The sequence below is a fragment of the Sphingobium aquiterrae genome (assembly GCF_037154135.1).
GTDB lineage: Bacteria > Pseudomonadota > Alphaproteobacteria > Sphingomonadales > Sphingomonadaceae > Sphingobium > Sphingobium aquiterrae.
This window is the reverse complement of sequence record NZ_JBANFL010000027.1, coordinates 21,572-46,604: the sequence shown is the minus strand read 5'-3', so window position 1 is coordinate 46,604 and position 25,033 is coordinate 21,572. Positions and strand designations below refer to the sequence as shown.

Genomic DNA, 25,033 nt, shown 5'->3' with positions numbered 1-25,033 from the left:
GCCCCGTCCGCACCTGTTTCGTGTGGAGTGCGTAGCGTGGATGAAGAACGGGAAGTGATGGCGCGTAATACGCTGTTCCTGGCGGTGACGCGGCCCGCGCTGTTCGCGGGCATCCCGATCGAGGCAGCGGTGGTGATCCTGCTCGCCTCCGTGATTACCCTGATCGGCACGACCAATCCGATCTATGGCGGCGTCGTTGCCGTGGTCATGTTCGGCATCTCGCGCCTTGTGGTGCGCCACGACGTCAATGCCTTCCGGCTGATCTTCCTGTGGGGCCGCACCAAGGCAGCTAACCGAAACCGCGTCTTTTGGGGCGGGTCGAGCTACACGCCGCTCCCCCTGAAGGGCATCAAGCGAAAGGGGTTCGGCCGCAATGGCTAGGGCCAATCGCCTGTCCGATCAGGTGCCGATGAAGGTCGCGCTCAAGGAAGTGATGCCGACCAAGTTCCTGCCCTATGCGCGGCATGTCACCGACGAAGTGGTGATGCTCGATTCCGGCGCGATCATGCTGACGTTCGAGCTGCAGGGCCGTGCATTCGAGACGGCCGACGTGCGCGACCTGAACGATTGGCACACCAAGCTCAACGGGATGCTGCGCAACCTGCACGACGATCGTCTGTCGATCTGGACGCATCTCGTCCGCGCGCGCGTCGAGCAATATCCTGGCGGCAACTTCCGCTCCCGCTTCGCGCGGGATCTCGACGCCGCCTACTTCGCGCGGATGAACAAGGAGCGGCTGTTCATCAACCGCTTCTTCGTGACGCTGGTGCTGCGCCCTTCGGTCCACGGCGCCGACAAGCTCGTCCAGCTCTTCCGGAACAAGGCCAAGGCGGAAGCGGAGGCCGATGCGGTCGACGCCGATCTGCTTGAGGCGCTGGAGGACAAGGCGCGCGATTTCGAGAAACTGATGGATCGCTGCTCGCCGCGCCGGTTGGCGATCTACGGGCACAATGGCCTCAAATTCTCCGAGACGATGGAGGTCGCGGAAATGGTGATGACGGGGCGGCATCGCCGTGTCCCGATCATCCGGGGGCACCTTGGCAGTGCCCTCTACCGCCAGCGCGTTGTCTTTGGCGGCGAGACCGTGGAGGTCCGCGACGCCGATCGGAGCGCCTTCGGCGGCATCTTCGGCATTAGGGAGTATCCGGCGACCACGACGCCGACGCAGTTCCAATCGCTGCTGGCGGTCGATTTCGCGTTCGTGCTGACGCAATCCTTCACCTTCCTCGGCCGCGCTGCAGCGTCGGAACGGTTCCGGCTGCGGCAAAAGCAGATGGAGAATGCCGACGATCGGGCTGTCAGCCAGATGCTCGATCTCGTCGACGCAGCGGACGATCTCATGTCCAACCGCTTCGTCCTGGGCGACCATCATTTCACGCTCGCGGTCTATTCGGACAGCCTCAAGGGGCTGCGCGACAATATGTCGATCGCGCGCGCCGCGCTTGCCGACACCGGCATGGTCGCGGCCCGGGAAGGGGCGGCGCTGGAAGCCGCCTATTGGAGCCAGCTCGTCGGCAATTTTGCGTGGCGCGCGAGGCCGGCGCCGATCACGTCGCTCAACTTCGCGGCCTTCTCGCCCTTCCACACCTATCCCGCCGGCCTCGCGACGGGCAATCATTGGGGCGACGCAATCGCGCTGATGAAGACCAGCGCGCGCAGCCCCTACTTCTTCAGCTTCCACAAGCGCGACCTGGGCCACACGCTCGTCATCGGCCCCTCGGGGGGCGGCAAGACGGTCATCGTCAATTTCCTCATGGCACAGGCCGAAAAGACGGGCGCGCGTCAGATTTTCATCGACAAGGATCGCGGCGCGCAGATCTTCGTGCTGGCCTCGGGCGGCACCTATCTGACGCTCGAGAACGGCAAGCCGACCGGCTTTGCGCCCTTGAAGGCGCTGGAGAATACGGCGGAGGACCGGGCCTGGCTGTCGCTGTGGGTGCGCCAGCTCGTCCGCGCCGAAAGCCGCCCGATCACGGTGCAGGAAGAGCGCATGATCGATGAGGGGATCGCCGCGGTGATGCGGCTCCCGCGCGAGCATCGCTCGCTCGACGCGCTGCGCTCGATGCTCGGCATGGCGGATGCGGGTGGCATCGGCGCCCGCCTCGAAAAATGGACGTCGCGCGGAGCGATGGGGTGGGTGTTCGACAACGCGGATGACGAAATGACGCTCGAAGCCCGGTTCATCGGGTTCGACATGACGGACTTCCTCGACAATGCCGAGGTCCGCACCCCGCTGATGCTCTACCTGTTTCACCGCATCGACAAGATGCTGACCGGCGAGCGGACGATCATTGCCGTCGACGAGTTCTGGAAGGCGCTGGGCGACGATGCGTTCCGGAGCTTCGCGCAGGATGGCTTGAAGACATACCGCAAGCGCAACGCGCTGATGGTGTTCGCTACGCAGTCGCCGGCGGACGCGCTCAAGAGCGACATCGCGCATTCGATCCTCGAACAGGTCGCGACCCAGGTGATGCTCCCCAATCCCAAGGGCGCGCGCCGCGACTATGTGGAGGGTTTCTCCCTCACGGACGCCGAATATCAGCTCATCCGCGAGGAATTGTCGCCGGAGTCGCGCAAGTTCCTCGTCAAGCAAAGCCATGACAGCGTGGTTGTCGAGCTGGACCTTACCGGCCTCGATGACGAGCTGGCAGTGCTGTCCGGTCGTGCCGAAACGACGTCGATCGCGGTCGAGGCCGCTGCCGAGTTCGGTCCCGACCCGGCCAACTGGCTCCCCGTCTTCCACCAACGTCGTCGTCCAAGCTGAAGGAGAAGGGACATGCGTAGAATAAGGTTGATCGCACTCGCGCTGTCAGGATCGGCGCTCATAGTGGCCGGCTCGGCGCACGCGCAGGGCATTCCGGTCCACGATGTCAGCTCGATCTTCCAACAAATCGAGCAGGTGCGGCAAGGCGTTCAGGTTATCCAGCAGGGCGCCGATCAGATCCGCGAAGCGCAGCGGCTATATCAAGACCTCAACAAGATGACCGATATCGGCAATGTCGCTCAGCAGCTCAAGAACGACGTGCTGCGGACCAGCAACGTGTCGTCCAGCGGCCTTGACGGCTACACCAGTGGCGATCTCAACGTCATCGGTGGCCTGCGCGGCAAGGCCAACGACGTTTATCAGGATCTCATCGGGCGCGGATCGCAAACGATGACGGCCGAACAACGTGCCGCCTATGAACAGGGTTCGCGCGAAGCGGCCGTGACGACGGGCCTCGCCGGCAATGTCGGCGACGCAGTGACGAGCCGGCGCCAGGGCCTCGAAGAGCTGCGCGGTCGGCTGAACAGTTCGACCTCGGCCGCTGAGCGAGCGGATATGTCGGCCCGGCTCCAGCTTGAGCAGGCGCAGATCATGAACGATCAGATGGCGCTGCAAGCGATCGAAATTCAGCGGCGCGCCAAGTCGGAAGCCGATTACCAACGGTCGCTCGCTTCCAACAGGTCGGAAATCGACAAGCTGCGGACTGAGGCAGGGGTCAATCCATGACCAAGGGCCTCTTGCTCCTCCCCTTCCTAGTGGCGCTGGCGGCATGTGGAACAAAGGAATCGGGCTCAGATCAGGGCGATCTCCGGTCCGACATGCCGCTGCGCACCGCGAAGTATTACATGGATAATAAGGACGATTTGGCCGCCACTGACGCGATTTGCAATAATTGGAAGGCTTCTCAGCGCCCGCCTCTGTCGTGGCCTGCTGTAGTCGTGAACAACTGCAACAACGTGGATACTGCCAAGACCCTGCTTCAGAACGAAGCTGAGAGGGAAAAGCTGCGCAAGGAAGCGGGTATCTGATTGAGTTAAGCCATCCAGGATCGTGCAATGGGCTTCAATATCTATACGGCAATGTTCAACCAACTCGACGCCGCCTTGGCGGGAGTGATCGCGGCTTATGCTGGCGTCGTTGGTTGGATTTCCGGCCCGCTCCGGGTGGGAGTGACGATCTACATCATCCTCCTCGGCTTCGCGATCTTGCGTGGTGCTGTTGAATACCCGTTCCGTGAGTTCGTCTATCGTGGAATGAAGCTTGCCGCTCTCGTGTTCGCGGTAACGACGCTTTACGGCGCGTCGGTTGGCCTGCTCGCCATGAACGGCTTGCCTAGAGAGGTCGCGAACGCCGTTGGCGCGCAGGACGTCAACGGACTTGGCGGGTTCTTCGACGGAATACTCAAAGGCGCCGTGCGGGCGATCGCCAACATCAAAGAGATTGTCCAAACTCACACCACGGAGGAAGGCACCAACCTTGTCGGTATCCCTAATAACTGGGATGAGATCATCGTCAGCGAAATCATCAATGTCGTGATAATGGTCGCGGCGCTTCTTGCTTCGGCGCTCGGGTTCGCAATCTGCGCATTTGCCCTGTTCGCCTTGTCGCTGTTGGCTGCGGTCGGGCCTCTCTTTGTCGCTGCGCTGCTCTTCGACTCTACCCGCCCGTTCTTCTTTCAGTGGCTTGGTAGCGTCGTCAATTACGTCATCCTCGTCGCTTTTGCGCTGCTTGTGACGGTGTTCATTGCCAATGCGGCCGATGCCTTCATCGACGCCATCACGCAGGATGACTCCCTGATCCTGGCTGCAGTCAAAGCGCTCGGGTTCTACGCCTTGGGTTTCTTTTTCTTCCTGCAGATACCGGGAATGGCTGCGGGCTTGGGCGGCGGCGGCGCTTCACTCGCGTCGCAATTTGCGAATGCCGCGACTGGCGGCATCGCGCCGATGATCGGCCGCGCATGGTCGAACGCGCCTCAACGGGCGGTGAATCGCTGGCAAGCAAATCGCGCGCGTCGCGCGGAGTCGCGAGCTGCTGGCGGCACCCTTTACAACAACAGCTAATCGGAGACCCGGCATGAAGCTCGGTTCGGCCCTGGCCATTCTCGCTCTCGCATCACTCACCCCCTCGGTCCCGGCGGTCGCTGCAAAGGACGAAAAGCTCCCACGCTGCAATGGAAGGCAGAAGCGCCCGGCGAACCCCTACGGGACCATCCTGCCGACAATACCGGCTCGTAATGCCCCTGCGGCCGCTGCTGCACCTCCTGGCGTAGGTGTGCCACGTGGCACACCTACGCCCCAATCGGCGCCAGCACCGACGACGAACCTCTTTCCGCCTGAGAGCGCGACGCCAGCGCCGGCAGGGCCGGATACGTCGCAAGCCGGCAAGGTGCCGGCGATCGGCGCCCTTAGCCCGAGCGCCGGGCCGACGGCGGCACTCCCAACCACATTTGCGAGCTGCTGACATGGCCATCGGCGTCAAGGACAAGGAAGAAGATCTGAAGGCGTATTTCGCGGAAGCGGAAAGCTGGGATCGCGATCGGTTCGTTGCTGAAAAGCGGTCCAAACGTATCGCATGGATAGTCGCGGGGGCAGCGCTTGCGTTCGCCGCGATCTGCGCGGCGGCCGTGCTGGCGCTCTCGCCGCTCAAGACGGTCGTTCCCTACGTCGTCACCGTCGATCGCTCGACGGGTGCCACCGAAGTCACGCAAGAGCTGCGCGGCGATAAGACGATCACCTATGACGAGGCGATCCGGAAGTATTTCCTCGCCGACTATGTGCGCGCTCGCGAAGGATGGATTCCTCAGGCGCGGGAGGAGTTTTTCCGCAAAGTCCTGGCGCTGTCGGCGCGTGAGGAACAGGCTCGCTGGACGGCCTTCTACAAGAAGGACAATCCGGACTCCCCGCAAAATCAGTTCACCGCCAACGACGCCGTGTTTGTAGCGATCCGCTCGGTCGCGTTCATCTCGCCCAACGTCGCGCAGGTCCGGTTCATCAAGCGATTGCAGCGCGATCAGCAGGTGATTGAGACGCCGGCGATCGCGACCATCACTTTCGACGTGCTGTCGAAGCCGGAGACGGAATCGGGCCGCTACGCCAATCCCCTCGGATTTCAGGTGAAGACATATCGAGCCGACGTGGAGGTTCCGACACGATGAAGACCATCCTGCTACTCGCTGCGGCGATCGGCGCCGTGTCGGCCGCGCCGGCGCTGGCGCAGACCCCCATGCAGCGCGGCCCTGACGCTCGCATCCGCGAGGTCAACTATACCGACGGCAACGTGATCCAAATCCGGAGCGCTTTCCGCACCGCAACGCAGATCGAGTTTGCCCCCGGCGAGGTCATCAAGTTCGTCGCAATGGGCGACACGGTGTCCTGGGAGGTCGCTCCGGCGGAGAATTCGTTGTTCGTCAAACCGCGTGAGCGTGCCGGCGCGACGAACCTGATCGTGGTGACGGATTTCCAGGGGACCAAGCGCAACTATACATTCGAATTGTCGACGGTTGCGGCAGCACGCGCGCCGGGCACCTTCTTCAAGGTGCGGCTCCGCTACCCTGAATATGAGGCTGCGCAGGCCCGTCTAGCGGAACAGCGCGCGCAGCTCGCCGCGGTCCTCGCGGCGCAGAACGGCGCGATCAAGGCGGCGCTCGACATCGGCGTTCTCGAAGGGACGCGCAATCTCAACTACAAGGTGCAGGGCTCGACGGAGCTGCAACCGTCGGAAGTCAGCGACAACGGGCAGTTCACCGTCATGCGCTTCCCGAACCAGCGCGAGATCCCTGCGGTGTTTACCGTCAATCCAGATGGCAGCGAGGCGACTGCTCCGTTCGACGTTCGTGACGAATTTGTCGTCCTCCACGGCGTCTACAAGGAAATTCGGCTCCGCCGGGGGAAGGTGGTGCTGTGCATCTATAACGAAAGCCCGAGCTTCTACGGTCGTGATCCGAAGACGGACACGGCGTCGGAAGCGGTCGAGCGCACGACGGAGAACTGACGTGTCCGATAAGAGATTCGACGTCGATGCGACGCCCGACGTGAACGAGATCGATCGGACCCCGGCGGCTGATCGCCCGAACCGCATTCCTTCGCTCAACGCCGTGCAGTGGGACAACAAAAAGATGGTGGTGGGCGCCGCCCTGGCCGGGGCCATCGTCTTCGGCGTGCTGTCGCTCGTCACAGGCTCAGGGAGCGGCGATAAGGCCCTGGAGGCCAGAAAGGCGCCTCCCCCGGCTGCAGAGGCGCCCTACGACCCTAATTCGGTCATTGCGCCCACGTTGGCGACCGCCCCGCGTGATCCGAACGCGCCGGTGCCGCTCGCCGGTGAACAGGTGCCGGCCATCGGCCCCGATGGTCAGCCGATCACGCCTTACGGGGCCGCTGGAGGGCAACAGAGCGGCCGAGTGAACGAAGCGGAGCAACGTGCCAAGGAAGCGCGCGACCTGCGGGATACGGCCCGGCGCTCCACGCTGATCGCCTATAATGGCAACCAGGGTGTCAGTCCGGCGCTGGGCGACGTTGCCAGCGCCGGCGCCGGCGCCGGCAATGCAGGGGGCGACGGGGATAGCAGTCCACCCCGGACAACGAACCTCGACACTCTCAAACAAACCTCAGCGATCGGGACCGCCACGGCGCGCATGATCGGCGACCGGAATTATCTCGTCACCGCGGGCGCTATCATCCCCTGCACGCTGCAGACGGCGATGGACAGCACCGTGCCGGGATATGCGACGTGCATGATTCCTCGGGATATCTATTCCGACAATGGCCGTGTTGTTCTGCTCGAGAAAGGCACGCGCGTCTTCGGCGAATATCAGGGCGGATTGCAGCGCGGCCAGAATCGGCTCTTTGCCATGTGGACCCGCGCCGTCACGCCTCGCGGCGTGGCAATCGACATAGGCTCGCCGGCATCTGATTCGCTCGGCCGCGCCGGCATCACCGGCAAGATCGATCGCTTTTTCTGGCAGCGGTTCGGCGCCGCAATGTTGTTTAGCGTCCTTGATACGGGCGGCCAGATCGCGGGCCAGGCGGTCAGCCCGCAAGGCTCCACGGTGTTCCGCACCCCCAGCGACACGACCTCGCAAGTGCTGCGGGACACGCAGCAAATTCGGCCGATCGTGCGGGTCAACCAAGGGACCGAGCTGGCCATCACCGTCGCCAAGGATTTCGACTTTTCGCAAGTCTATGGGCTGGGCCTCAAATGAACGCCCCCTTTCGCAACACTGCCATCCTCGATCATGCGGTGCGGCCATTGCGCCGGTATCTCGATGACGATGGCGTCACCGAAGTGGTCATCAACGAGCCGGCAATCATTGGTGTCGAGCGGCATGGCGGGTGGACCTGGGAACGCGAGGACGCTCTGACGCTCGATGCGTTGAACGAGCTGGCGCGCGCCTCGGCCGCCTTCACCTCGCAAGACGTCACGCGCGAAAATCCGATCTGCTCGACCATCTTTCCCACTGGCGAGCGTGTCCAGCTCGTGCTTCCGCCCGTGGTGCCCGACGGCACCGTGTCGATCACGGTCCGCAAGCCGTCGACCAAAACGATGACGATGGAGGATTTCAAGGCGAGCGGCCTGTTCGCGGAGACGAAGGTCGCGAGCAAGCGGGTTAGCACCGTCGAAGAAAGATTGCTCGGCCTCCTCCATGCTGGCCATCACGTCGAGTTTTTCGAGCTGGCGGTGCGCAGCCGGCTCAACATCCTCATCTCTGGCGCCACGGGCTCCGGGAAGACGACGTTCTCCAAGGGTCTTATCAAGCTCATCCCGGAAAACGAGCGGCTGCTGACGATCGAGGACACGCGCGAGCTGGTGGTGCCCCACAAGAACGTCGTCCACATGATCTACAGCAAGGACGGCACCGGCACCGCCAAGGTGACGGCCAAGGAGCTGCTGGAGAGCGCGCTTCGCATGAGGCCCGATCGCATCCTGCTCCAAGAGCTGCGCGACGGGACAGCCTTCTTCTATCTGCGCAACGTCAACAGCGGACATCCCGGCTCGATCACGACAATCCACGCGGACTCGGCCGAGCTGGCGTTCGAGCAACTGACCTTGCTCGTGAAAGAGAGCGAAGGCGGCGCGGACCTGGCCCGCGACGACATCCGCTCCCTGCTCAAGATCCTCGTCGATGTCGTCGTTCAGATGAAGAAGGTCGACGGCAAGTTCCGAATGACCGAGATCTACTATGATCCGGCAGGGCGCCATGCCGCCTAAAAGGCGCGCCATGCTCGCGATCGGCTTCCCGATCGCGATCGCCCTCGCCTTCATGATCGCGAGCGTCGTAGCGTGGATATATCTCGGCCTTCCGAGTTCGAAGTTCGATCCGCTCAAGATGCCGGAGTTCTTTTGGTATTACCGGCGCGACCCGGTGGTGCTGAAGGCATTGGGGGCCGGCATGGTCGTCGGCCTGGTTGTCACCGGCCTCATGGTGTGGTGGCTCGCGAGGCGGAAACCGCCGCTGCACGGCGCCGCTCGGTTCGCGAAAGAAGGCGAGATCCGCCGCGCCGGCTTTCGTGCCGAAAACGGCATCGTCCTGGGAAAGAAGGGCGGGAAGTTCCTGACATTCGGGGGCAGCGAGCATTGCATTGTCGAGGCCCCTACCCGCTCGGGCAAGGGCGTCGGCATTGTCATCCCGAACCTCCTGTCGTGGCAGGAATCGGTCGTCGTCCTCGACGTGAAGCGGGAGAATTGGGACGCTACGGCGGGGTTCCGTCTGACATACGGACAGGCGGTTTACCTGTTCAACCCGACCGATCCGGAAGGCCGAACCGCCCGCTACAACCCGCTCGGCTATATCGACCGCACCGATCCCGACCAGGTGGTGATCGAGCTGCAGAAGATAGCGACGATGCTATTCGTCCCGCCCGAACGGGGAGAGCCGTTCTGGACCGACTCGGCGCGGACCGCCTTCGTCGGCGTCGGGGCCTATCTTGCGATCGCCGATCAGCCGTTCACCGTAGGCGCGATCTACCGCCTAATGACGACGGGGGACACGCGCGGGTTCTTCCGGCGCGTCCTCGACGATCGCTCGCTCGATCTATCGCAGGGCTGTCGCAACGCGCTCGCTGATTTCACGTCGGGGGCGGACAACACGTTTGCTGGCATCGTCCAGACCGTCACCTCCAAGCTGAGCCTGTGGCTCAACCCGCGCGTCGACGCCGCGACGGAAGAGTGTGATTTTGACCTGCGCGAGCTGCGCACCAAGCCGATGTCGATCTACCTGGGTGTATCGCCCGACGAGCTGGATCGTGTGGCGCCGCTCTACAATCTGCTTTTCCAGCAGCTCGTCGACCTGAACGTGCGCGATCTGCCGGATGCGGAAACACCGCTCAAAGTCCTCGTCATCCTCGACGAGTTCGCGCGGATCGGGCGGGCACAGGTGATCGCCAGCGCCTTCTCCTACGTCGCCGGCTACGGCATCCGGCTCTTGCCGGTGATCCAGTCTCGTTCGCAGCTTCGCGCTGTCTATGGCGAGCATGTCGCCAACGAAATTGTCGCCAACTGCGGTGTCGAGGTTGCATTCACGCCCAAGGAGCTGCGGGTCGCCAACGAGCTGTCTGAGCGGATCGGCTATATCGGGCAGGAGTCCGTCACCAAGTCCCTGACGATCAATGGCATCCTCGCTAACCGCTCCAAATCGATGTCGGACCAGCGCCGCGCGCTCCTACTCCCTCAAGAGTTGATGCAATTCCCGGAAGATGAATTGCTCCTCTTGCGGGGTGGCATTCCCCCGATTCACGGGGACAAGATTCGCTATTATTCTGATGGGCTCTTTCGCGCCCGCGTTCATCCGGCTCCGGACGTTCCCCAGATCCCGCGCACGCTGCGCGATGACGAAGACCTGCCGGAATGCACGATGCCGACTTTCGACCAGCTCACGGACCCCGATCCGTTCTCGTTCGCGATGGATTGCGTCGTCACCCAGGATCATCCCGACATGCTCATCGACGTGTCTGCCGAGCAACGTGGAAACGAGGTCATAGGTGTAATCGAACAGGAGCGATGACATGGCTGAAATTGTCGAATCTGCCGGCGCCGGCAACGAAAGCGAAAGTCGCCGCAAGCGGCAGATGGAAGTGCCGCCCGATCTGGATTCCCGGTTCCTCCGGGTTGGCAACAAGCTCTATCGAAGCGCCCATGATCGGGAGCCAGTTGCGACCATCACGCCTGATCGCATCAAGGCAAAGGATCGGGACTCCCTTCCAGACCTGATCCGCCTCGCCAAGGAAAACGGGTGGACGTCGATCAAGGTGAGCGGGGACGCCGAATTTCAGCGTGCCGCCTACCTCGCGGCCTCGGCGCAAGGCATCAAGGTCGACGGCTATAGGCCGGACGAGAAGACTCGGGCTGCGGCCGAACGCGAGCAAGCGCGTCAGGCCGGCACCCCCAACAACCAGGCGCGATCAACGCGCACGGCAAACCAGGCTCGCGATACCAAGGAACAGCCGGAGCCTCGCACCGACCTGGCCGAGCGTTTTCGCCGGCAGTCGGACGTGCAGAACGCCAAAGACCCGGAGCTGCGCAAGGCGCAAAGCCATGTCGCCCTAGCGATGGCGGTCGCGGCTGAGCGCTTCCCTGACGATCACGCCAGACGGCGCGAGTTCGTTGCGGAACGCAAGGAAGAGGTTGCCGCCCGTATCGGCCGCGGCGAGGCCATCGCCGGAATCGAGGTCAAGGCACGGCAGGACCAGCGCGTGCGCGAGATGGCGCAGGATCAAATTTTGCAGAAGTCTCGGAGCCGGTGACGCACACGATACGGCTGCACTATTTTAGCATCGCATTCTTCCGGGCCGAAGCTACCATCGTGACATGGGGCTGACTTTTAATTCGCTATTGGACGACTACGGCATCGACCCGCGTGACGTGCGATTGCTGCGTCACCAAACGATCAAATATGCAGGGAAGACGCCTTATACCCTTTGGCGGGACAACCATGACGGTTTCCTCCTTTATCAGTCGATACAAAGCGTCCAAAATAGGCCAAAGCTGACGGGGCGATATTGGGCCAGCTTCGTCGTTACCCCGGCAGCATCGACTTTGTTCGTGGGGCTCTATGAGGTCGAAAGGATAGGGCCGTGCGACCCTACCATCATCGACCCCCTTCGCGGGGTGCCCGTGACCCAAGGAGGCGCCCGCGAACTCGATCTATACCGACAAACCGTCGTAGGCATCTCAATAGAGGACGCGGGCCGCGTCTATATTGGGGTGACTACACGAAAGTGACGCAACTGCACGGTAAGGGCGAACGGATAGCGAACGTCACGCGGCGAGCAAGGAGCTGACGGCGCGCAGCGGCCGCAAGGCATCCGGATCTGGGCGATCTTCGACATTCCAGCTATAGTCCCCTGTCAGCGAGATGTGCTCCCAGCCCAACGGTGCGATGTGGCGTGCGATCTCGTCGGGCGTACCGATGTCAGCCAACGCCATTTCGAGATAGCGGGTGTTCCACAGGATGATGGCGGCGACGAGCAGATTGAGGCCCGATGCCCGATAAGTCTGGTTCTCGAAGCGCCGATCACGCAGCTCGCCGAGTTGGTTGAAGAAGAGCGCGCGGGCGAGCGCATTGCGGGCTTCACCCTTATTGAGGCCCGCCTGGGTGCGCCGGCGCAGGTCAATGTCGCGCAGCCAGTCGAGCATGAAGATCGAGCGTTCGAGGCGGCCAAGCTCGCGCAACGCGAGGGCCAGTCCATTCTGTCGGGGATAGGCGGACAGCCGGCGGAGCATCGCCGAAGCGGTGACGGTGCCGGTGCGGATCGATGTGGCGAACCGCAGCAGTTCGTCCCAATGCGCGGCGACATGACCCAATGCGATCGGCTCGGCCGTCATGCCAGTGAGCAGCTGGCCAGATTCCTGGCCAGGCAGGAGGTGCAAGCGACGCTCCCTGATATCGCGGAGGCGCGGCGCGAAGCGGTAGCCGAAGAAGGGGTTCTCGTGACGGCGGTGCAAAAAGTGCCGCTAAGCAAGCTATTGAAACATAGCGATAAAAGCCGCGAGAAAATTGTAACCCATTGATATCATTGACCGGTGAGGTTTCTCGACCTTCAGCCGGCGGTGTGTAGGGTCTTTCCTGGGAGGGCCGAGTCGTGGATGCGCCGTTTCGACAATATCTTGGTTGCGAACGGTTTCCGGAGAATTTAACCGAACCCGAAGTCGCGCATTTCTTCTCGCTTTCCGAGGACGATCGGCGAACCGTCCGCCGCCGCCGGCGACCGTTAAACCGGTTGGGCGTGGCGCTGCAGGTTGGTTTTCTGCGCCTCACGGGAGCACCACTCAATTCCGTGGAGATGATTTCGCCGCAAGTGCTGGCTCATCTCGGTGCCGAGCTTGGGATTGCACCGCCCCGGCTTGCCTCAATCCGCGCGCTTTACCGCCGCCACCGCACGCTGTTCGAGCATCAGGACGCGGCGAAACAGGCACTGGGTTTGCGCGACCTCACCGAGCACGGGGAACGCGCGTTGAATGGCTTTCTGCGGCGCGAGGCCGGCGACAAATTCCTCGTGGACGAGTTGGAACAAGCCGCGCGCGCATGGCTCCGTGATCACCACTATGTCCAGTTGCCAACGCGACGGCTGAGGAGTTCTGCATCAGGCGCCCGGCGCCATTACGATGGCGGTCTGTTGGCCGGCGCGGTAGCCGCAGTGGGGATAGAACAGACGAAGGTCTGGCCGCTTGAGCTGTCGGAGACGATGCCAAATGGCAAGACGCGGTTGGAATGGCTTCGAGACAGTCCCGCGTCCCGTAAAACCAAAGGCCTCGCCGACCATATCGCGAAGATCGATTTTCTGAAGAAACTTGGGGCCGACAGGCTCCATCTTGGCTTGGCAGCCGGAATGCTGAACGCCCAGGCGAGATCAATGCTCTACCGCAAGCCTGCGACGCTCAAGCGGATGCGTGGTGAGCGCAAGACCATTGAAATAGCCTGCTTTCTGCGCTTGCAACTGCTGCGTCTCACGGATGGCGGTCTGGGGATGATCGACTACCGGATCGCCGATCTCTGGCGTCAGGCCCGAACCCGCGCCGAGGCGGCGGTCGAGGACGAACTGCGCCGACATCAAGCGTTGGTCTTGCAATTGGCAAGCCTTGTCGACGATGAGAATACCTCCGCTTCCGTCGCGCGCGACCAGATGCGCACCATGTTGGCGCCGTTCCTGCCGGCCAGCGCACACGGTCCATCCACGAAGGTTGGCCGGGTCCGGCGGGAACTGGCGACAGCAGGCAGAGGCGCGAGTGAGTTGTTGGGCGCGGCTTCGTCGATCAGCTTGGACCTGCCGTCGACGCACCCGCTTTCGCAGGCATTGACGACACTGGACCGGGTGGCGGGTTCGGAAATGGGACGATTGCCGGAAGGCACCGCCAATCCATTCGGTCGGACGTGGGCGTTCCTCATCGATCAACCGGACCGCGAGGCCGCCTTTGGCGGCTATAGGGCGGCGACGCTCATGCTGCTCAAACGCTCGCTGCGCAATGGGCAGGCCAGCGTCGACCACAGCCTGGAACACCGTGCTCCTGAGGACCGCCTGATCCCAAAGGCGCAATGGCAAAAGGAACGAGCACGGTTCGTGCGAAACCTCGCCGTGTCAGCCAAGCCGGAAGCGAACATCCGCTGGATCAAGGATGAACTCACGACGGCCCTGAAAGCCATCGATGCGGCGGTGTCGAGAGGCGATATCCGGATTGAAAACGACCGATTGGTCGTTCCAAAACTCAAGGCGGCTCCCGAAGACGAAAGGCTCAAGGCCATTCGCCGCGAACTGTTCGCCGGTGTCGGAAAGATCCAGTTGCCGGATCTGCTGATCGCCATCGATGCCGCCACGCGCTTTTCCTGGGCGCTGTTGGGCAGGTCACCCGCAAGCGAGCATGAACTCATAATCCTCTACGCGGCCCTGATCGCCTTGGGCTCAGATCTGACCGCCGCCGACATGGCGCGCATGACGCTCAATATTGAAGCCGACGCAGTCGGCGAGATGATGCGCCGCATCGAGGCGAATGGTCGATTGCCGGCGGCCAACCGCTTGGTGCTTGATCATTTCAGGACGCTTCCGGTCACCAGGCTGTGGGGAGGCGGAATTCAGGCATCGGCCGACATGATGAGCCTTGATGCAACCCGCCATCTCTGGACAGCCCGCCATGATCCGCGACGGCGCACGCCGGCTGTCGGAACCTACACCCATGTGCTCGACCAATGGGTGATCCTGCATGACCAGGCCGTCGTCCTGAACCGACGGCAAGCCGGGGCCGCTATCGAAGGGGCTCTTCGCCACGAAGCCGTCGATCTCCACCGTGTCGCGGTGGATACGCATGGCCACACACATTTCGGTATGGCGCTGGCCAATCTGGTGGGGTTTGATCTCGCGCCGAGGCTGGCCGGCATGAACAAGCGCAAGCTCTATCTCCCGCGTGGCCTCGATGTACCTGCCAGCCTGCGGCCAATTGTGAGCGAGACCGTCTCAACCAGCGCCATCACTCGGGGATGGGACCCGCTCCTCCGAATTGCGGCATCGACCAAGAGTGGTTGGTGTTCCGCGACCTACGTTTTGGACCGCTTTGGCAGCGCCGCGCGGGGCGATGAGGCGTTTCAGGCAGGGGATGCCTTCGGCAGGCTGTTACTGACCCGCTTCCTGGGCGCTTATCTCGGCGATCCGGCGTTCCGTGGGATGAATGACGCTTTGCTCAGCCAAGGCGAGTCGGTCCACACCCTGCAGCGCGCGATCTATTCCGGGCCGATCGGCGCACGGCATGGCCGCACGCCCGAACAAATGGCCGCGATATCATCAGGCCTGACACTGCTTACCAACGTTATCATGACGTGGAACGCGACCCGGATCGGTGAGGTTCGAGCGCGAATGCCGGACACCTTTCCGGATCATCACATCATGCACATCGCCCCCAATGCGCACGAGCATATCAACACCAAAGGCGTCATCACCATTGACGTCTCGCCACACCGGGATCGGCTCCTGGGCGGGAAACCGCCAGCGGCCGGGATCAGGAGCGTAACATGAAAAACCTCCAGAATGAGGGATATCAATCACTTACCGCGAGCGACGCGCTATTATATCAGCAATTTCAATGGGTTGCTTAGCGACACTTTTTGCACTGCCGTCACGAGAACCCCAAGAAAGGCATGAGGCCGAACACATGGTCCGATGCCCCGCCTGTATCGGTGTAGTGCTCCTCAATCGTCAGGCCGGTCTGATGATACAGCAAGCCATCCAGCACATAAGGCGCTTCGCCGGCAGTCGCCGCGATCACCCTGCTCGCGAAGGGATCATATCGATCCGAGACATGGGTGTAGAAGGCGACGCCCGGTTCGTTGCCGCTGCGTGCGTTGATGTCGCCGATCGCGGCCCCACGACCGCCAGCGTGAAATTGCTGTCCGTCGCTCGACGAAGTGGTGCCGTCTCCCCACAGCGCGGCGAGTGGCATGGCGCGATGGGCGTCGATCAGCCTTCCCAGCGCTTCGCCATAAGCGGCCTCGCTAATATGCCAGTCGTGAAGATGGGCGAGCTGACGCAGACTTGCGCCCCGGCAGGTTTCCGCCATCCGCGTGAGGCCGAGATTGATGCCGTCGGCGAGGATGACGGTAAGCAGGGCATTGCGATCGTCGGCTTCCCTACCCGAACGCCGGTGGATGAAGCATTCGCTGAACCCGGTCCAGGCATCGACCTCAAGCAGAAGATCGGTGATCTTCACGCGCGGCAGTCGATCATAGGCGGCGCGACGGGCAATCTCGGTGGCGGGCGGCGTTGCCGCCTTCAGCGGCGAGATGATGAGGCCGTTTTCGTCAAGCCTCACCTGGGGCAGCTCGCCCTGACGCGCGAGGATCGTCACCTGTTCGATCGCCGTGTCGAGCCTGGTGCGCCTTTCCTCGATATGGCGCTCGAAATCCGTTTCGATGGCTAGCGGCAAAGGCCCCTTCTCGTGAAGCGCCGCAAAGGTCGCCGGCGGGATGAGATAGCTGTCGAAATCGCGAAACTGCCGGCTTCCCGCGACCCAAATGTCTCCCGCTCGCAGCCGTTCACGTAGCTGCGACAGGGCGCATAGTTCATAGGCGGCACGATCGACGATGCCATCGCGCAGGACGAACGGCCGCCATGCGGACGGCACAAAGCGCAGCGGCACGCGATCAGGCAAGCGCCTTTTGCCGGTCTGGTAGAGCTCCGCGATGATGGCCAGCGCTGACAGGAGCCCCTGCACCGCACCGGCGCCGCGAAATTCAAAGGTGTTGAGAAAGGCACCGGCAAAGAGCTTCACAGTGCGATGCCGCTCGATCAATTCGGCCGTGCGATCGACGGTTTCCGGTCGCCCGAGCACTTCGGCCTGCTCGACGGCCACGGCGAAGCGCTGCCAGTCCAGCGCCTCGATCTGCGCCAGAAAATCCACGCCCTTGGTGCGCGCGTCGATGAGGAGCCGGCAAGATCCCGTGAGCGTCCGGAGATGGCCTTGCAGCTCGCGCACCGTCTTTAGGGCTTTGTCGCGAGTCCGGTTCTCGGCGCGGCGCGCCATGCTCCCCAACAGCTTGTCGAACATCGTCAGGGCCGCGTCGGTCAGGCTTTCCTCAAGGCGGATGCCGGTTGCCGCCAGTGTTGCATGTCTCCGTAGGGCATTGAGTTCGCCAAGGTGCTGGGGCGTGATGCGGCTGCCTTCGTCCGCCAGCCTGTCAAAAGTCAAAGCCGGGATCATGTCGGCACGGGCGCGATCGAGGCCCAGCGCGCGGACATAGGCGAGCCGTTCGATCAGGCGCAGGATGTTGCGCGCTGCCGGCGACTGTGGCGCATTGCGTAGCCAGGATAGCCATGTGGTGGCCTGCCCCGACCGTCGCGCCAGCAAATCGTCCAGGCCCTGTAGTGTGTCGGGCAGCAGGCCATTTGTGAGCACTTCATAGGTAAGCTGTTCAGCTTGCTGGCGAGCCCGTCGCAGTACCGCTTCGAGAATCGACGAAGAAGGCAGGAGGATCTGCCGACGGCGGAGTTCATCGACGATGACCCCTGCCATCTGGCCGGGATGGATGATGGTCTGCGCGATCGGGATCGAGAAGGCGACAACTTCACGGAAGGCGTCGCGGTCGAAGATCCTGAACCCGTGCGATCGTCGGATTTCAACGAGATGCTCGCGACGGGTCTGGTCCCGATGAGCATAGGCCGCAAAGGCTTCAGGCGCGATGTCGAGTTGCTGCGCTACATAGGCGAGCACAGGAGCGGGCGGGACTTCGCCCGCTTCCAGCGCACGGCCAGGCCATCTCATAGTGAGCAGGAGCATCGCGAAACCGAGCCGGGTGGCATCGCCGCGACGGCGGCCGACAATTTCCACGTCGTCGCTGGTCAGCGTATAGTGCCGCGCAATCTCGCGCTCATCGAGCGGCGCGCTATAATGCCCCGCCCAGATTTCCGGGCTCACCAGTCGCCGTCTCGCCACGCATCATCTCCTTCGCTTTGCGAGTCCGTCAGACGGTCCTCTGGCGGTCAGCATGAATATGTCCGTCAACTCTGGACCCGCGATGGCGATTCGGACAAGAATGCAAATTGATGGGAAAACGGACAGATTGGGACCGGTCGTGGCACTGATCGGCTATGCGCGGGTATCGACCGGCGATCAGAAGCTGGCGCTTCAGCATGACGCGCTGAATGTGGCCGGATGCGAGCGCATCTTCGACGACCATGCGTCCGGCGCCAAGACCGATCGGCCTGGCCTGGCCGAGGCGCTCGCCTATCTGCGTACCGGCGACACGCTGGTGGTCTGGAAACTCGATCGTCTTGGGCGCTCAATGAGCCATCTGATCGAGAAAGTCGGCGAGCTTGCGGCGCGCGGCATCGGATTCCGCTCGCTCACCGAAAACATCGACACTACCACTTCGGGCGGGATGCTGGTGTTCAACATCTTTGGCTCGCTTGCCCAATTCGAGCGAGATCTAATCCGGGAACGCACCCATGCTGGCCTCAAGGCCGCGCGCGATCGGGGTAACAAGGGTGGTCGCCGCCCTGTCGTCACCCCCGACAAGCTACGCAAGGCGCGGGCGCATATCGCAGCGGGCCTAACTGTTCGCGAAGCCGCCGCGCGCCTCAAGATCGGGAAGACAGCTCTCTACAAGGCACTGGAACAAAAAACGCCATGAACTTGGGAATTACCTGCATGCTGTCGGAACATCGAGCGTTGCTCCGCAAACTGCTATTGCCGCTACTCTGTGCCCTCAGCGGATGCGCCACGGTCCAAGAGGCCGCAGATGCGCTAGAATATGCATGTGGAGACCTTGCCGTTGTCGGACGCATAGTGACGATTAGCTCAAAGGCCAGTCCCGGCTCCGATGGTCTGCCAAATTGGCGGAGCCAGTATAACCTTCAAGTACGGATCAAACGAGTGATCCAAGGTAAGGAAAACAGGCATATAGTTCCCGCATCAGCAATCGCTCATGCGCAGATACGCGATGATCGGGACTTTCTGGCTGTTCTTCGTCCCGATGGGGAAGGTGGCTACACCCTCATGACAGCCAACCTGTGGGCATATCGTCCGAAAATAAGCGGACCGTGTTCGTAGCGGAAATCTGCCCGCCACATGTGTTCGCTATCCGTTCGCCCTTAGCGTGCAGTTACGTCACTTTCGTGTAGTCACCCCATATTGATGGGAGCATGAGAAAGTTGGGGGTCATGCCGCCTTCCGTTCGTCCCTCCACCTCTGAAAGTCATTGGCCAACGTGCCATCAAGGGTACGGACGCGGAGTTGCACAAGCAGATGCACCCCTCTGGGCGTCCACTGCATCTGTTGCTTCTTTGCGAAGCGCTTTGCGACGACCTGGTTGACGGTCGATTCCACGAAGGCGGTCGAGACTGCTTCGCCATATCGTCGTCGCTCGCCATAGTTCGGGATCATGCTGGCATTGGCGCTGATATAGCTTTCGAACTCCCGCAAATGCTTGAGGAGATTGCGAGCTTGCGGCGAGACCTGTGGGTGGCTCATCGGCTCGTCGGTGACATCCGGATCTGTCGCACCAAGCATTCTGGTCTCGACGTCGCCGATTAGGTCGAGAGCACGGCGCCAGTTGCCGTGCCAGAGGAAGTGCCGAACTCGCTCGAGAGTGGCGACGGCCACGTCTTTATCCGTCTCGGATGGGGGCGGCAATCCGCGCGCGATCTGCTGCATGACCGTCACCCGCATGGCGATGTGGAAATAGTCGAGGACATGCTCGGCGTTCGGCCGCATGTCCCATTGAAGATTGCGGACGTTCCTGCCACCATCGGACATGAAGGTGATCTCACGGTCCATCCCGACGCCTTGCTCCAGCAGCAATTCATGAAGGCGACGACGCGGCCTGTCGTCATGTCCGACCACGAAGCCGAACCGGCGCGTTGGCTCGCTAATTTCGCCATCCTCGCCCGGATCGACGACGGACTTACCCACGATCACCTCGAAATTGTTCGGCCGATCGTACCATGATCGTACATAGCCTCCATCGATCCCGACAGTGACAGGCGGTCCTGGCAGCGGACCATCGGTCCAGTCCGCCTCGCAGCCTTCGATGAAACAGCGTCGCTCGGTGCCAAGCTCGGCTTCCAAACGCTCCGCGACGCGTAGGGTGTCCTGCCGGATCGTCGTCGCGTTGATCGCGTCACCGATCGGAAGGACGTCGGCAAGGCGTTCCGCGGTGATGCCGTAGGACGCGAGCGAAGCCCAGCGCGCCTCTAGCTCGAGAAGGTCCGGCGTGACGCGTTCGGGCAGCGCCGCCACGATCGGCGCCGCGATACCCGCTGTGGGTTTACATGTACATCGCCGGAACCTGGTACTTGGCACGGCGATCTTTCCGAACGGCGTGCGCACCATGATCGAACGATGATCCTTGATTTGCCTTGCTGATCCGCAGCACGGACAAGCGCGCTGGCGGCGACACCAGTCGAGCGCCTGGGTCTGAACCACAGCGAGCTGCAGCGCGGCCAGCAGTCGCTTGCTCTCCGCGATCCTGAGACCGAGATCATCGATCGTAAGCGTGTCGTCGTCGCGTTCGATGACGGCGATGGATATGCCGCTGGTTGGCCTGTCGTCCGTTGCTGCGGTGAGGGTGATGGTGAAGCGCATGAGCTCATTCCTCCATGAAGAAGGGAACTCATTGGCCGGCACATCGGTGCCGCCGTCCGAAACCGACCGGTTACGGTCACCTACAGCTAACCCTGTCCATAAAATAGCCTTACCATCTTGCGGACACACCAATTTTACTGGACACCCCTTCCGGACAATCGAGGCCGGATCCATGTCACGCACCTTTGCCTATCTGCGCGTTTCGACCGTCGACCAGACGACCGACAACCAGTTGCACGAGATTGAGGCCGCTGGCTTTGCAGCGCAGCCGCGGCGGATCGTCGCCGAAACCATCTCCGGGTCGGTTGCGGCGAAAGAACGCAAGGGTTTTGCCCGGTTGCTTGACCGGCTAGAGGATGGCGACGTCCTCGTCGTCACCAAGCTCGACCGGCTCGGCCGCAACGCGATGGATGTGGCGAGCACCGTCGCCGATCTCGATCGCATGGGCGTTCGCGTCCACTGCCTGGCGCTGGGCGGCGTCGATCTCACCTCGTCGACAGGCAAGCTCACGATGGGCGTTATCAACGCGGTCGCCGAATTCGAGCGCGACCTGCTGATCGAACGCACCCAGGCCGGGCTACGCCGCGCGCGGGCGGAGGGCAAGGCCATCGGACGGCCTGCGAGCCTTACAACAGACGAGCGCGCCGAGGTCGAGCGCCGCCTTGAAAGCGGCGAAACCGTGTCCGCGCTCAGCAAGGCGTTCTCGACAAGCCGGCAGACGATCATGCGGGTACGCGATGACAGACGCGCTCAAGCCGAGCTTGCCTGAGCATCAGTCCACAGACATTGGCCGGTCCTTGCCGACAAACTCAGCCTTCAACGCGAGATTGATGGCGCGGCGATCGATGGAATCTGGATCGTAGCGCAGCAGCGGATCATCTGGACCGTCGAACCCGGCGCGGTCAGCTGGCGTCCACTCTTCGCCGTCATCTTCCTCGCCGTCGCTGGTATCGTTTTCATCCAGAAAGTCATCCAGGCCATTTCCCTGATCGAAGCGCAATTCATCGAGACGTTCGAGCAATCGCTCATATCCACCCGGTCCGCCGATATCCTCAGGCGGACCGGCGCGAGCACCATCGGTGCAGACCGGCCAGGGCTTGTCTGCGCTCGGTTGTTCACGCGCTTCGACGCGGATCTCGTGCTCCCAGAAATCGCCGAAGTCGTATTCGTACATCATGCGTTGCCGCACTCGCAGCGACAGGTCGGCAAGTGTCAGTTCCCTCAGAATTTTCCCGTCCTCGACAAGGTGGTGACGCTCACCCGTCCTTTGCGTGCCGAAACGGCGCCCATGCACCTTGAAAGCATGGAGATGATAATCTTCCCAACCAAACGCGATCTGGATTACCCGGTGCAGACCAAAAAGCGTCAGATCGCTGCGAACCAGCAAGCGTCGCCAAATCATCGGCGATATATCCCGGAGGCCGACCTTCAGACGGTAAGCGACAAGCGGAGCCGGTTTCGACATGCTCCTAAAGCTACCGGATCAGCACCGTCACCCCCAGCTTTTTTATGCCCCCCATATTGATTGGGGACCGGGAACGCGCGCATGGGTGCAGAAGGCGCGGGAGAAGCCGAAACCCATCTTGGAGGTCACGCGGGTCTTTCAGGAAGAGGAGTTTCCAGGCTACACCGCTTTCATCTCGAACCTCTCGGCAGTCGACACGCTTCCGTCGAACTGGCTCGCTGCACTGCGTGCCGCGCGCGGAATTTACCTGCTGACGTGCCCCCGAACCAAAGAGCAGTATGTAGGGTCTGCATATGGCGAGGATGGGTTCCTCGGGCGCTGGACTGGTTATGCGCGCGACGGCCACGGCGGGAACATCGGGCTAAAAAGCCGCGAGCTATCGGACTATCAAGTATCCATTTTGGAGGTTTGCGGGTCGGGGTTGATGATCGATGAGATCGTGTGCGTAGAGGCCCTTTGGAAGGCGAAATTGCAAAGCCGGGAAATGGGCCTCAATAGGAATTAGGAGCAATATCGGCTGCTTGATTGCGCGCGGCGTCGGACGGTGATCCGAGCCGATCCCACGCCTCCTGATATTCTGCGAGCGCGTAGGACTTAGGCTGAAGCCAGTAAGAGACCGTGCCAGCTTGGTTGACTCCGCGATGTGCCGCGGCCTTCACTTCTTCCAAGGTCAAGACGAAGCATGTTGGCGCGGCAGTGTTTGCGTTGATGGTTATGACCCACCAATGCGAGCAAAGTCGATCGAGAGATCCACCTAGCGGCACTGGCGCTCGCTTCGACAACGCCTTGGATTGGATCGGCAACACGCGCAGCTCGTCGTCGCTTGCGGCATAAAGATCAGCTCCGCGTGCGTTTCTGACCGTCGGCATCACATGCCACCCCCGCCGCGATAGCTCGCGCGCGACATGGTAGAGGCCGGCGTTTCCTGTAAGCTGGTGGCGCATTTCAGCGGCGTCTTGTTGGTGGCGGAGGTGTGCCACGTGGCACACCCTGATTTGGGGCCGGACCGCTCATCGTTCGCTCCTGCGCTTCCTTCACGCGAGTTTCCGCCTCGCGTAGCATCCGGTCGGGTATCGTTTCGATGTCCGCCCGCTCTTGGATGAACTGGCGCACGTCGCTTGCCAGCTTCCGGTCCTCGCGATCAGAGCTGCGATCGAGCCGTTCGGCCGCTGACTCATAGCGCCGCTTAGTGTCCTGCCAACGCTCGCGCGTCTTCGAAACGAACGGGGGCTGCTGGGCCTTCCCGAGCGCGATCTGCATCGCCTCGCGAGCTTGCCGTAGATCGGCCTCGGTCGGTTGACGGGATGCGCCACTGCGAATCCGCGCACGCAATTGCGTCAGCGCCATGCTGGTGCCCGCCCTCCCCTGACCGCGCGTATAGCGAGGCGTAGCCTCCGCCTCGACACCGCGGCTCCGCAACGCCTCGGCGAACGCCTCCCGAAAGTGAAACAGATCCTCGCGCCTCGGATCGAACCGTTTGCGGTTCAGGCCCTCGGCCTGGACTGTCAGATGGACATGCGGGCGAGGCGTGTCCGTGTGAAGCGCCATTACATAGTCGTGGTTGTCCCCGATCATGCGCTCGGCCGTCTCACGGACGGCCTGCTTCACCGTCTCGGGGTCGGTGCCCGCCGGCATGGAAAATACCATCGCCACTGCCGAGACGGTCGTGCCCTGGCGCCAGTAGAGCGGGTCGGACCACTCCTCGGCGACGCGGTGCGCCTCTTCCTTCGTTGTGATCTGTTCGCCGTCGCGCGTCTCGAGCGGAATGTCGCCGTGACGGCCGATGTAGTCGAGATGGGCACCGAGATGCTTGGCGCCCTTCTTGCGGCCCGTCACCTTGACCAGCACCTCCGGAGTCCGGCGCACGACACGCGCCAGCGTGGCCTTGATGTCACCCCGTAAGGTCGACGTCGCCGGCGACCTTGTGGCGAACGGGCCGGTGCCGTTGACCAGGTGGCGAGCGTATCTGATGTTCGGGTCGCTAACGAGACGCGGCTTGAAGCTAGGCTTCATCGCCTCCCATAACTCGTCCTCGCGATCCCCGAACGGCATCAGTCAGAGACCTCCCAAAAGGCGGTCTCTCCGCGCAGCACGTCCGCCAGCGCCGCAATTTGCTCGTTGATCTCTTCGCGCATGTCGGCGATCCGGCGCAGCTCGCGGTCGATCTGCAAGCCGCTGTCCGCCATCATCGCGGCATTGCCCGCCTTCATCGCTTGGTTGAGGTTGCGGCCGATGCGCTGAAGCTGCATCCGAATTGGTGCTACGGCATCGCGCAGGCCGTCGTCGACGCCACTTTTTAGCGCGATGTGGCGGCGCACTAACGCCTTGATCCAACCCGCGCGATCAATTCCGCGCTCGGCCGCTCGATGATCGAGGACCGCCGTCTCGGCATCGGTGAAGCGAAGCGACACGCGGTTCCCGGCGCTGTCGGCCCGGGGCGCAATGCGCGGAGCGTCCGCGACGTGTTTCAGGGACTGTTGCAGCACGGTTCGCAAGAGCGCGCTGCGCCCTCCCCTCCCCTCTGCCACGGCATCGAACGCGGCCAGCAGCTCGCGATCGACGCGGGCAGTCAGCATCGCTGGTTCTTTGGTGGGGGATGAAGGCTGCGGCGCGATCGACATAGCCCCAACGGGGATAATGTAATACAACAAGCGCCGCAACACCTATCCTGCCATCAAACATCCCCCACCTAAATCTGCCTCCACGTGTGCCACGTGGCACACCCCAATTCTTTAGAAGCGATGAAGACG

General features: G+C 62.4%; 20 protein-coding genes and 2 pseudogenes. 15 read left to right on the top strand and 7 right to left on the bottom strand.

The window, feature by feature from the left end; all coding sequences use genetic code 11:
* The first annotated feature begins 36 nt into the window (after positions 1-36).
* From WFP78_RS21090 to WFP78_RS21040, 11 genes are all read left to right on the top strand, one after another.
* Positions 37-381, top strand: coding sequence for a VirB3 family type IV secretion system protein (locus WFP78_RS21090; RefSeq protein ID WP_336966411.1), 345 nt, complete (start codon positions 37-39; stop codon positions 379-381).
* The gene (locus WFP78_RS21085; RefSeq protein WP_336966410.1) at positions 374-2,764 is read left to right on the top strand and encodes a VirB4 family type IV secretion/conjugal transfer ATPase; all 2,391 of its coding nucleotides are present in this window, start codon (positions 374-376) and stop codon (positions 2,762-2,764) included. Before WFP78_RS21090 ends, WFP78_RS21085 begins: the two co-directional genes overlap by 8 nt.
* A gap of 27 nt (positions 2,765-2,791) precedes the next feature.
* Positions 2,792-3,490: a type IV secretion system protein gene (locus tag WFP78_RS21080; protein WP_336966409.1), complete on the top strand. Its 699-nt coding sequence runs from the start codon at positions 2,792-2,794 to the stop codon at positions 3,488-3,490.
* Positions 3,487-3,792 (top strand): hypothetical protein, encoded by a 306-nt coding sequence (locus WFP78_RS21075; RefSeq protein WP_336966408.1) that lies wholly within the window; start codon positions 3,487-3,489, stop codon positions 3,790-3,792. Before WFP78_RS21080 ends, WFP78_RS21075 begins: the two co-directional genes overlap by 4 nt.
* Before the next feature lie 27 nt (positions 3,793-3,819).
* Entirely contained in the window at positions 3,820-4,824 is a 1,005-nt protein-coding gene (locus WFP78_RS21070; protein ID WP_336966407.1) for a TrbL/VirB6 family protein, read from the top strand.
* A gap of 401 nt (positions 4,825-5,225) precedes the next feature.
* Positions 5,226-5,918, top strand: coding sequence for a VirB8 family type IV secretion system protein (locus tag WFP78_RS21065; protein WP_336966406.1), 693 nt, complete (start codon positions 5,226-5,228; stop codon positions 5,916-5,918).
* On the top strand, positions 5,915-6,754 hold the full coding sequence (locus tag WFP78_RS21060) for a TrbG/VirB9 family P-type conjugative transfer protein (RefSeq protein ID WP_336966405.1): 840 nt from the start codon (positions 5,915-5,917) through the stop codon (positions 6,752-6,754). The genes WFP78_RS21065 and WFP78_RS21060 overlap by 4 nt, the downstream gene beginning before the upstream one ends.
* A 1-nt stretch (position 6,755) precedes the next feature.
* The gene (gene virB10, locus WFP78_RS21055) at positions 6,756-7,961 is read left to right on the top strand and encodes a type IV secretion system protein VirB10 (protein WP_336966404.1); all 1,206 of its coding nucleotides are present in this window, start codon (positions 6,756-6,758) and stop codon (positions 7,959-7,961) included.
* Positions 7,958-8,968, top strand: a complete 1,011-nt coding sequence (gene virB11, locus WFP78_RS21050; protein ID WP_336966403.1) for a P-type DNA transfer ATPase VirB11 — start codon at positions 7,958-7,960, stop codon at positions 8,966-8,968. The genes virB10 and virB11 overlap by 4 nt, the downstream gene beginning before the upstream one ends.
* Positions 8,958-10,760 carry a type IV secretory system conjugative DNA transfer family protein gene (locus WFP78_RS21045; protein ID WP_419723016.1) on the top strand — a complete coding sequence of 601 codons (1,803 nt, stop codon included), beginning with the start codon at positions 8,958-8,960 and terminating at the stop codon, positions 10,758-10,760. The genes virB11 and WFP78_RS21045 overlap by 11 nt, the downstream gene beginning before the upstream one ends.
* Position 10,761: 1 nt before the next feature.
* Positions 10,762-11,499, top strand: a complete 738-nt coding sequence (locus tag WFP78_RS21040) for an LPD7 domain-containing protein (protein WP_336966401.1) — start codon at positions 10,762-10,764, stop codon at positions 11,497-11,499.
* A 514-nt stretch (positions 11,500-12,013) separates the two neighbouring features.
* Here WFP78_RS21040 and WFP78_RS21035 read toward each other — a convergent pair.
* Positions 12,014-12,670, bottom strand: a pseudogene (locus WFP78_RS21035) (Tn3 family transposase); the annotation flags it as partial.
* A 167-nt stretch (positions 12,671-12,837) separates the two neighbouring features.
* Here WFP78_RS21035 and WFP78_RS21030 point away from each other — a divergent pair.
* Positions 12,838-15,756, top strand: coding sequence for a Tn3 family transposase (locus tag WFP78_RS21030; protein WP_046194694.1), 2,919 nt, complete (start codon positions 12,838-12,840; stop codon positions 15,754-15,756).
* A 106-nt stretch (positions 15,757-15,862) separates the two neighbouring features.
* Here WFP78_RS21030 and WFP78_RS21025 read toward each other — a convergent pair.
* Positions 15,863-18,169 (bottom strand): annotated as a pseudogene (locus tag WFP78_RS21025) (Tn3 family transposase); the annotation flags it as partial.
* Positions 18,170-18,308: 139 nt separating this feature from the next.
* On the opposite strand from WFP78_RS21025, the gene WFP78_RS21020 reads away from it, so the two are divergent.
* On the top strand, positions 18,309-18,866 hold the full coding sequence (locus tag WFP78_RS21020; protein WP_031290454.1) for a recombinase family protein: 558 nt from the start codon (positions 18,309-18,311) through the stop codon (positions 18,864-18,866).
* 527 nt (positions 18,867-19,393) lie between these two features.
* Here the strand turns inward: WFP78_RS21020 and WFP78_RS21015 are convergent.
* On the bottom strand, positions 19,394-20,818 hold the full coding sequence (locus tag WFP78_RS21015) for an ISKra4 family transposase (RefSeq protein WP_066488601.1): 1,425 nt from the start codon (positions 20,816-20,818) through the stop codon (positions 19,394-19,396).
* Between WFP78_RS21015 and WFP78_RS21010 the strand changes: the two genes are divergently transcribed.
* Entirely contained in the window at positions 20,817-21,587 is a 771-nt protein-coding gene (locus WFP78_RS21010; protein WP_233204015.1) for a recombinase family protein, read from the top strand. The genes WFP78_RS21015 and WFP78_RS21010 overlap by 2 nt on opposite strands.
* Before the next feature lie 3 nt (positions 21,588-21,590).
* Here the strand turns inward: WFP78_RS21010 and WFP78_RS21005 are convergent, their stop codons facing one another.
* Positions 21,591-22,283 carry a plasmid pRiA4b ORF-3 family protein gene (locus WFP78_RS21005; protein ID WP_066969391.1) on the bottom strand — a complete coding sequence of 231 codons (693 nt, stop codon included), beginning with the start codon at positions 22,281-22,283 and terminating at the stop codon, positions 21,591-21,593.
* A gap of 85 nt (positions 22,284-22,368) precedes the next feature.
* On the opposite strand from WFP78_RS21005, the gene WFP78_RS21000 reads away from it, so the two are divergent.
* Positions 22,369-22,788 (top strand): GIY-YIG nuclease family protein, encoded by a 420-nt coding sequence (locus WFP78_RS21000; RefSeq protein ID WP_336966400.1) that lies wholly within the window; start codon positions 22,369-22,371, stop codon positions 22,786-22,788.
* On the opposite strand, the gene WFP78_RS20995 is transcribed toward WFP78_RS21000, so the two are convergent.
* From WFP78_RS20995 to WFP78_RS20985, 3 genes are all read right to left on the bottom strand, one after another.
* Positions 22,775-23,152: a hypothetical protein gene (locus tag WFP78_RS20995; protein ID WP_336966418.1), complete on the bottom strand. Its 378-nt coding sequence runs from the start codon at positions 23,150-23,152 to the stop codon at positions 22,775-22,777. The two genes, WFP78_RS21000 and WFP78_RS20995, sit on opposite strands and share 14 nt — an antisense overlap.
* Before the next feature lie 76 nt (positions 23,153-23,228).
* Complete coding sequence (locus tag WFP78_RS20990) at positions 23,229-24,335, bottom strand: relaxase/mobilization nuclease domain-containing protein (protein WP_336966399.1); 1,107 nt, start codon at positions 24,333-24,335, stop codon at positions 23,229-23,231.
* Positions 24,335-24,859, bottom strand: a complete 525-nt coding sequence (locus WFP78_RS20985) for a hypothetical protein (protein WP_336966398.1) — start codon at positions 24,857-24,859, stop codon at positions 24,335-24,337. Before WFP78_RS20985 ends, WFP78_RS20990 begins: the two co-directional genes overlap by 1 nt.
* Between the last annotated feature and the right edge of the window lie 174 nt (positions 24,860-25,033).

Excerpts from the sequence above, each read along its gene's own strand:
- WFP78_RS21085 (WP_336966410.1), top strand. The coding sequence starts at position 374 with ATGGCTAGGGCCAATCGCCTGTCCGATCAGGTGCCGATGAAGGTCGCG.
- WFP78_RS21075 (WP_336966408.1), top strand. The coding sequence starts at position 3,487 with ATGACCAAGGGCCTCTTGCTCCTCCCCTTCCTAGTGGCGCTGGCGGCA.
- WFP78_RS21070 (WP_336966407.1), top strand. The coding sequence starts at position 3,820 with ATGGGCTTCAATATCTATACGGCAATGTTCAACCAACTCGACGCCGCC.
- WFP78_RS21065 (WP_336966406.1), top strand. The coding sequence starts at position 5,226 with ATGGCCATCGGCGTCAAGGACAAGGAAGAAGATCTGAAGGCGTATTTC.
- WFP78_RS21060 (WP_336966405.1), top strand. The coding sequence starts at position 5,915 with ATGAAGACCATCCTGCTACTCGCTGCGGCGATCGGCGCCGTGTCGGCC.
- virB11 (WP_336966403.1), top strand. The coding sequence starts at position 7,958 with ATGAACGCCCCCTTTCGCAACACTGCCATCCTCGATCATGCGGTGCGG.
- WFP78_RS21045 (WP_419723016.1), top strand. The coding sequence starts at position 8,958 with ATGCCGCCTAAAAGGCGCGCCATGCTCGCGATCGGCTTCCCGATCGCG.
- WFP78_RS21040 (WP_336966401.1), top strand. The coding sequence starts at position 10,762 with ATGGCTGAAATTGTCGAATCTGCCGGCGCCGGCAACGAAAGCGAAAGT.
- WFP78_RS21010 (WP_233204015.1), top strand. The coding sequence starts at position 20,817 with ATGAGCTCATTCCTCCATGAAGAAGGGAACTCATTGGCCGGCACATCG.
- WFP78_RS21015 (WP_066488601.1), bottom strand. The coding sequence starts at position 20,818 with ATGCGCTTCACCATCACCCTCACCGCAGCAACGGACGACAGGCCAACC.
- WFP78_RS21005 (WP_066969391.1), bottom strand. The coding sequence starts at position 22,283 with ATGTCGAAACCGGCTCCGCTTGTCGCTTACCGTCTGAAGGTCGGCCTC.
- WFP78_RS20995 (WP_336966418.1), bottom strand. The coding sequence starts at position 23,152 with ATGCCGACGGTCAGAAACGCACGCGGAGCTGATCTTTATGCCGCAAGC.
- WFP78_RS20990 (WP_336966399.1), bottom strand. The coding sequence starts at position 24,335 with ATGCCGTTCGGGGATCGCGAGGACGAGTTATGGGAGGCGATGAAGCCT.
- WFP78_RS20985 (WP_336966398.1), bottom strand. The coding sequence starts at position 24,859 with ATGCTGACTGCCCGCGTCGATCGCGAGCTGCTGGCCGCGTTCGATGCC.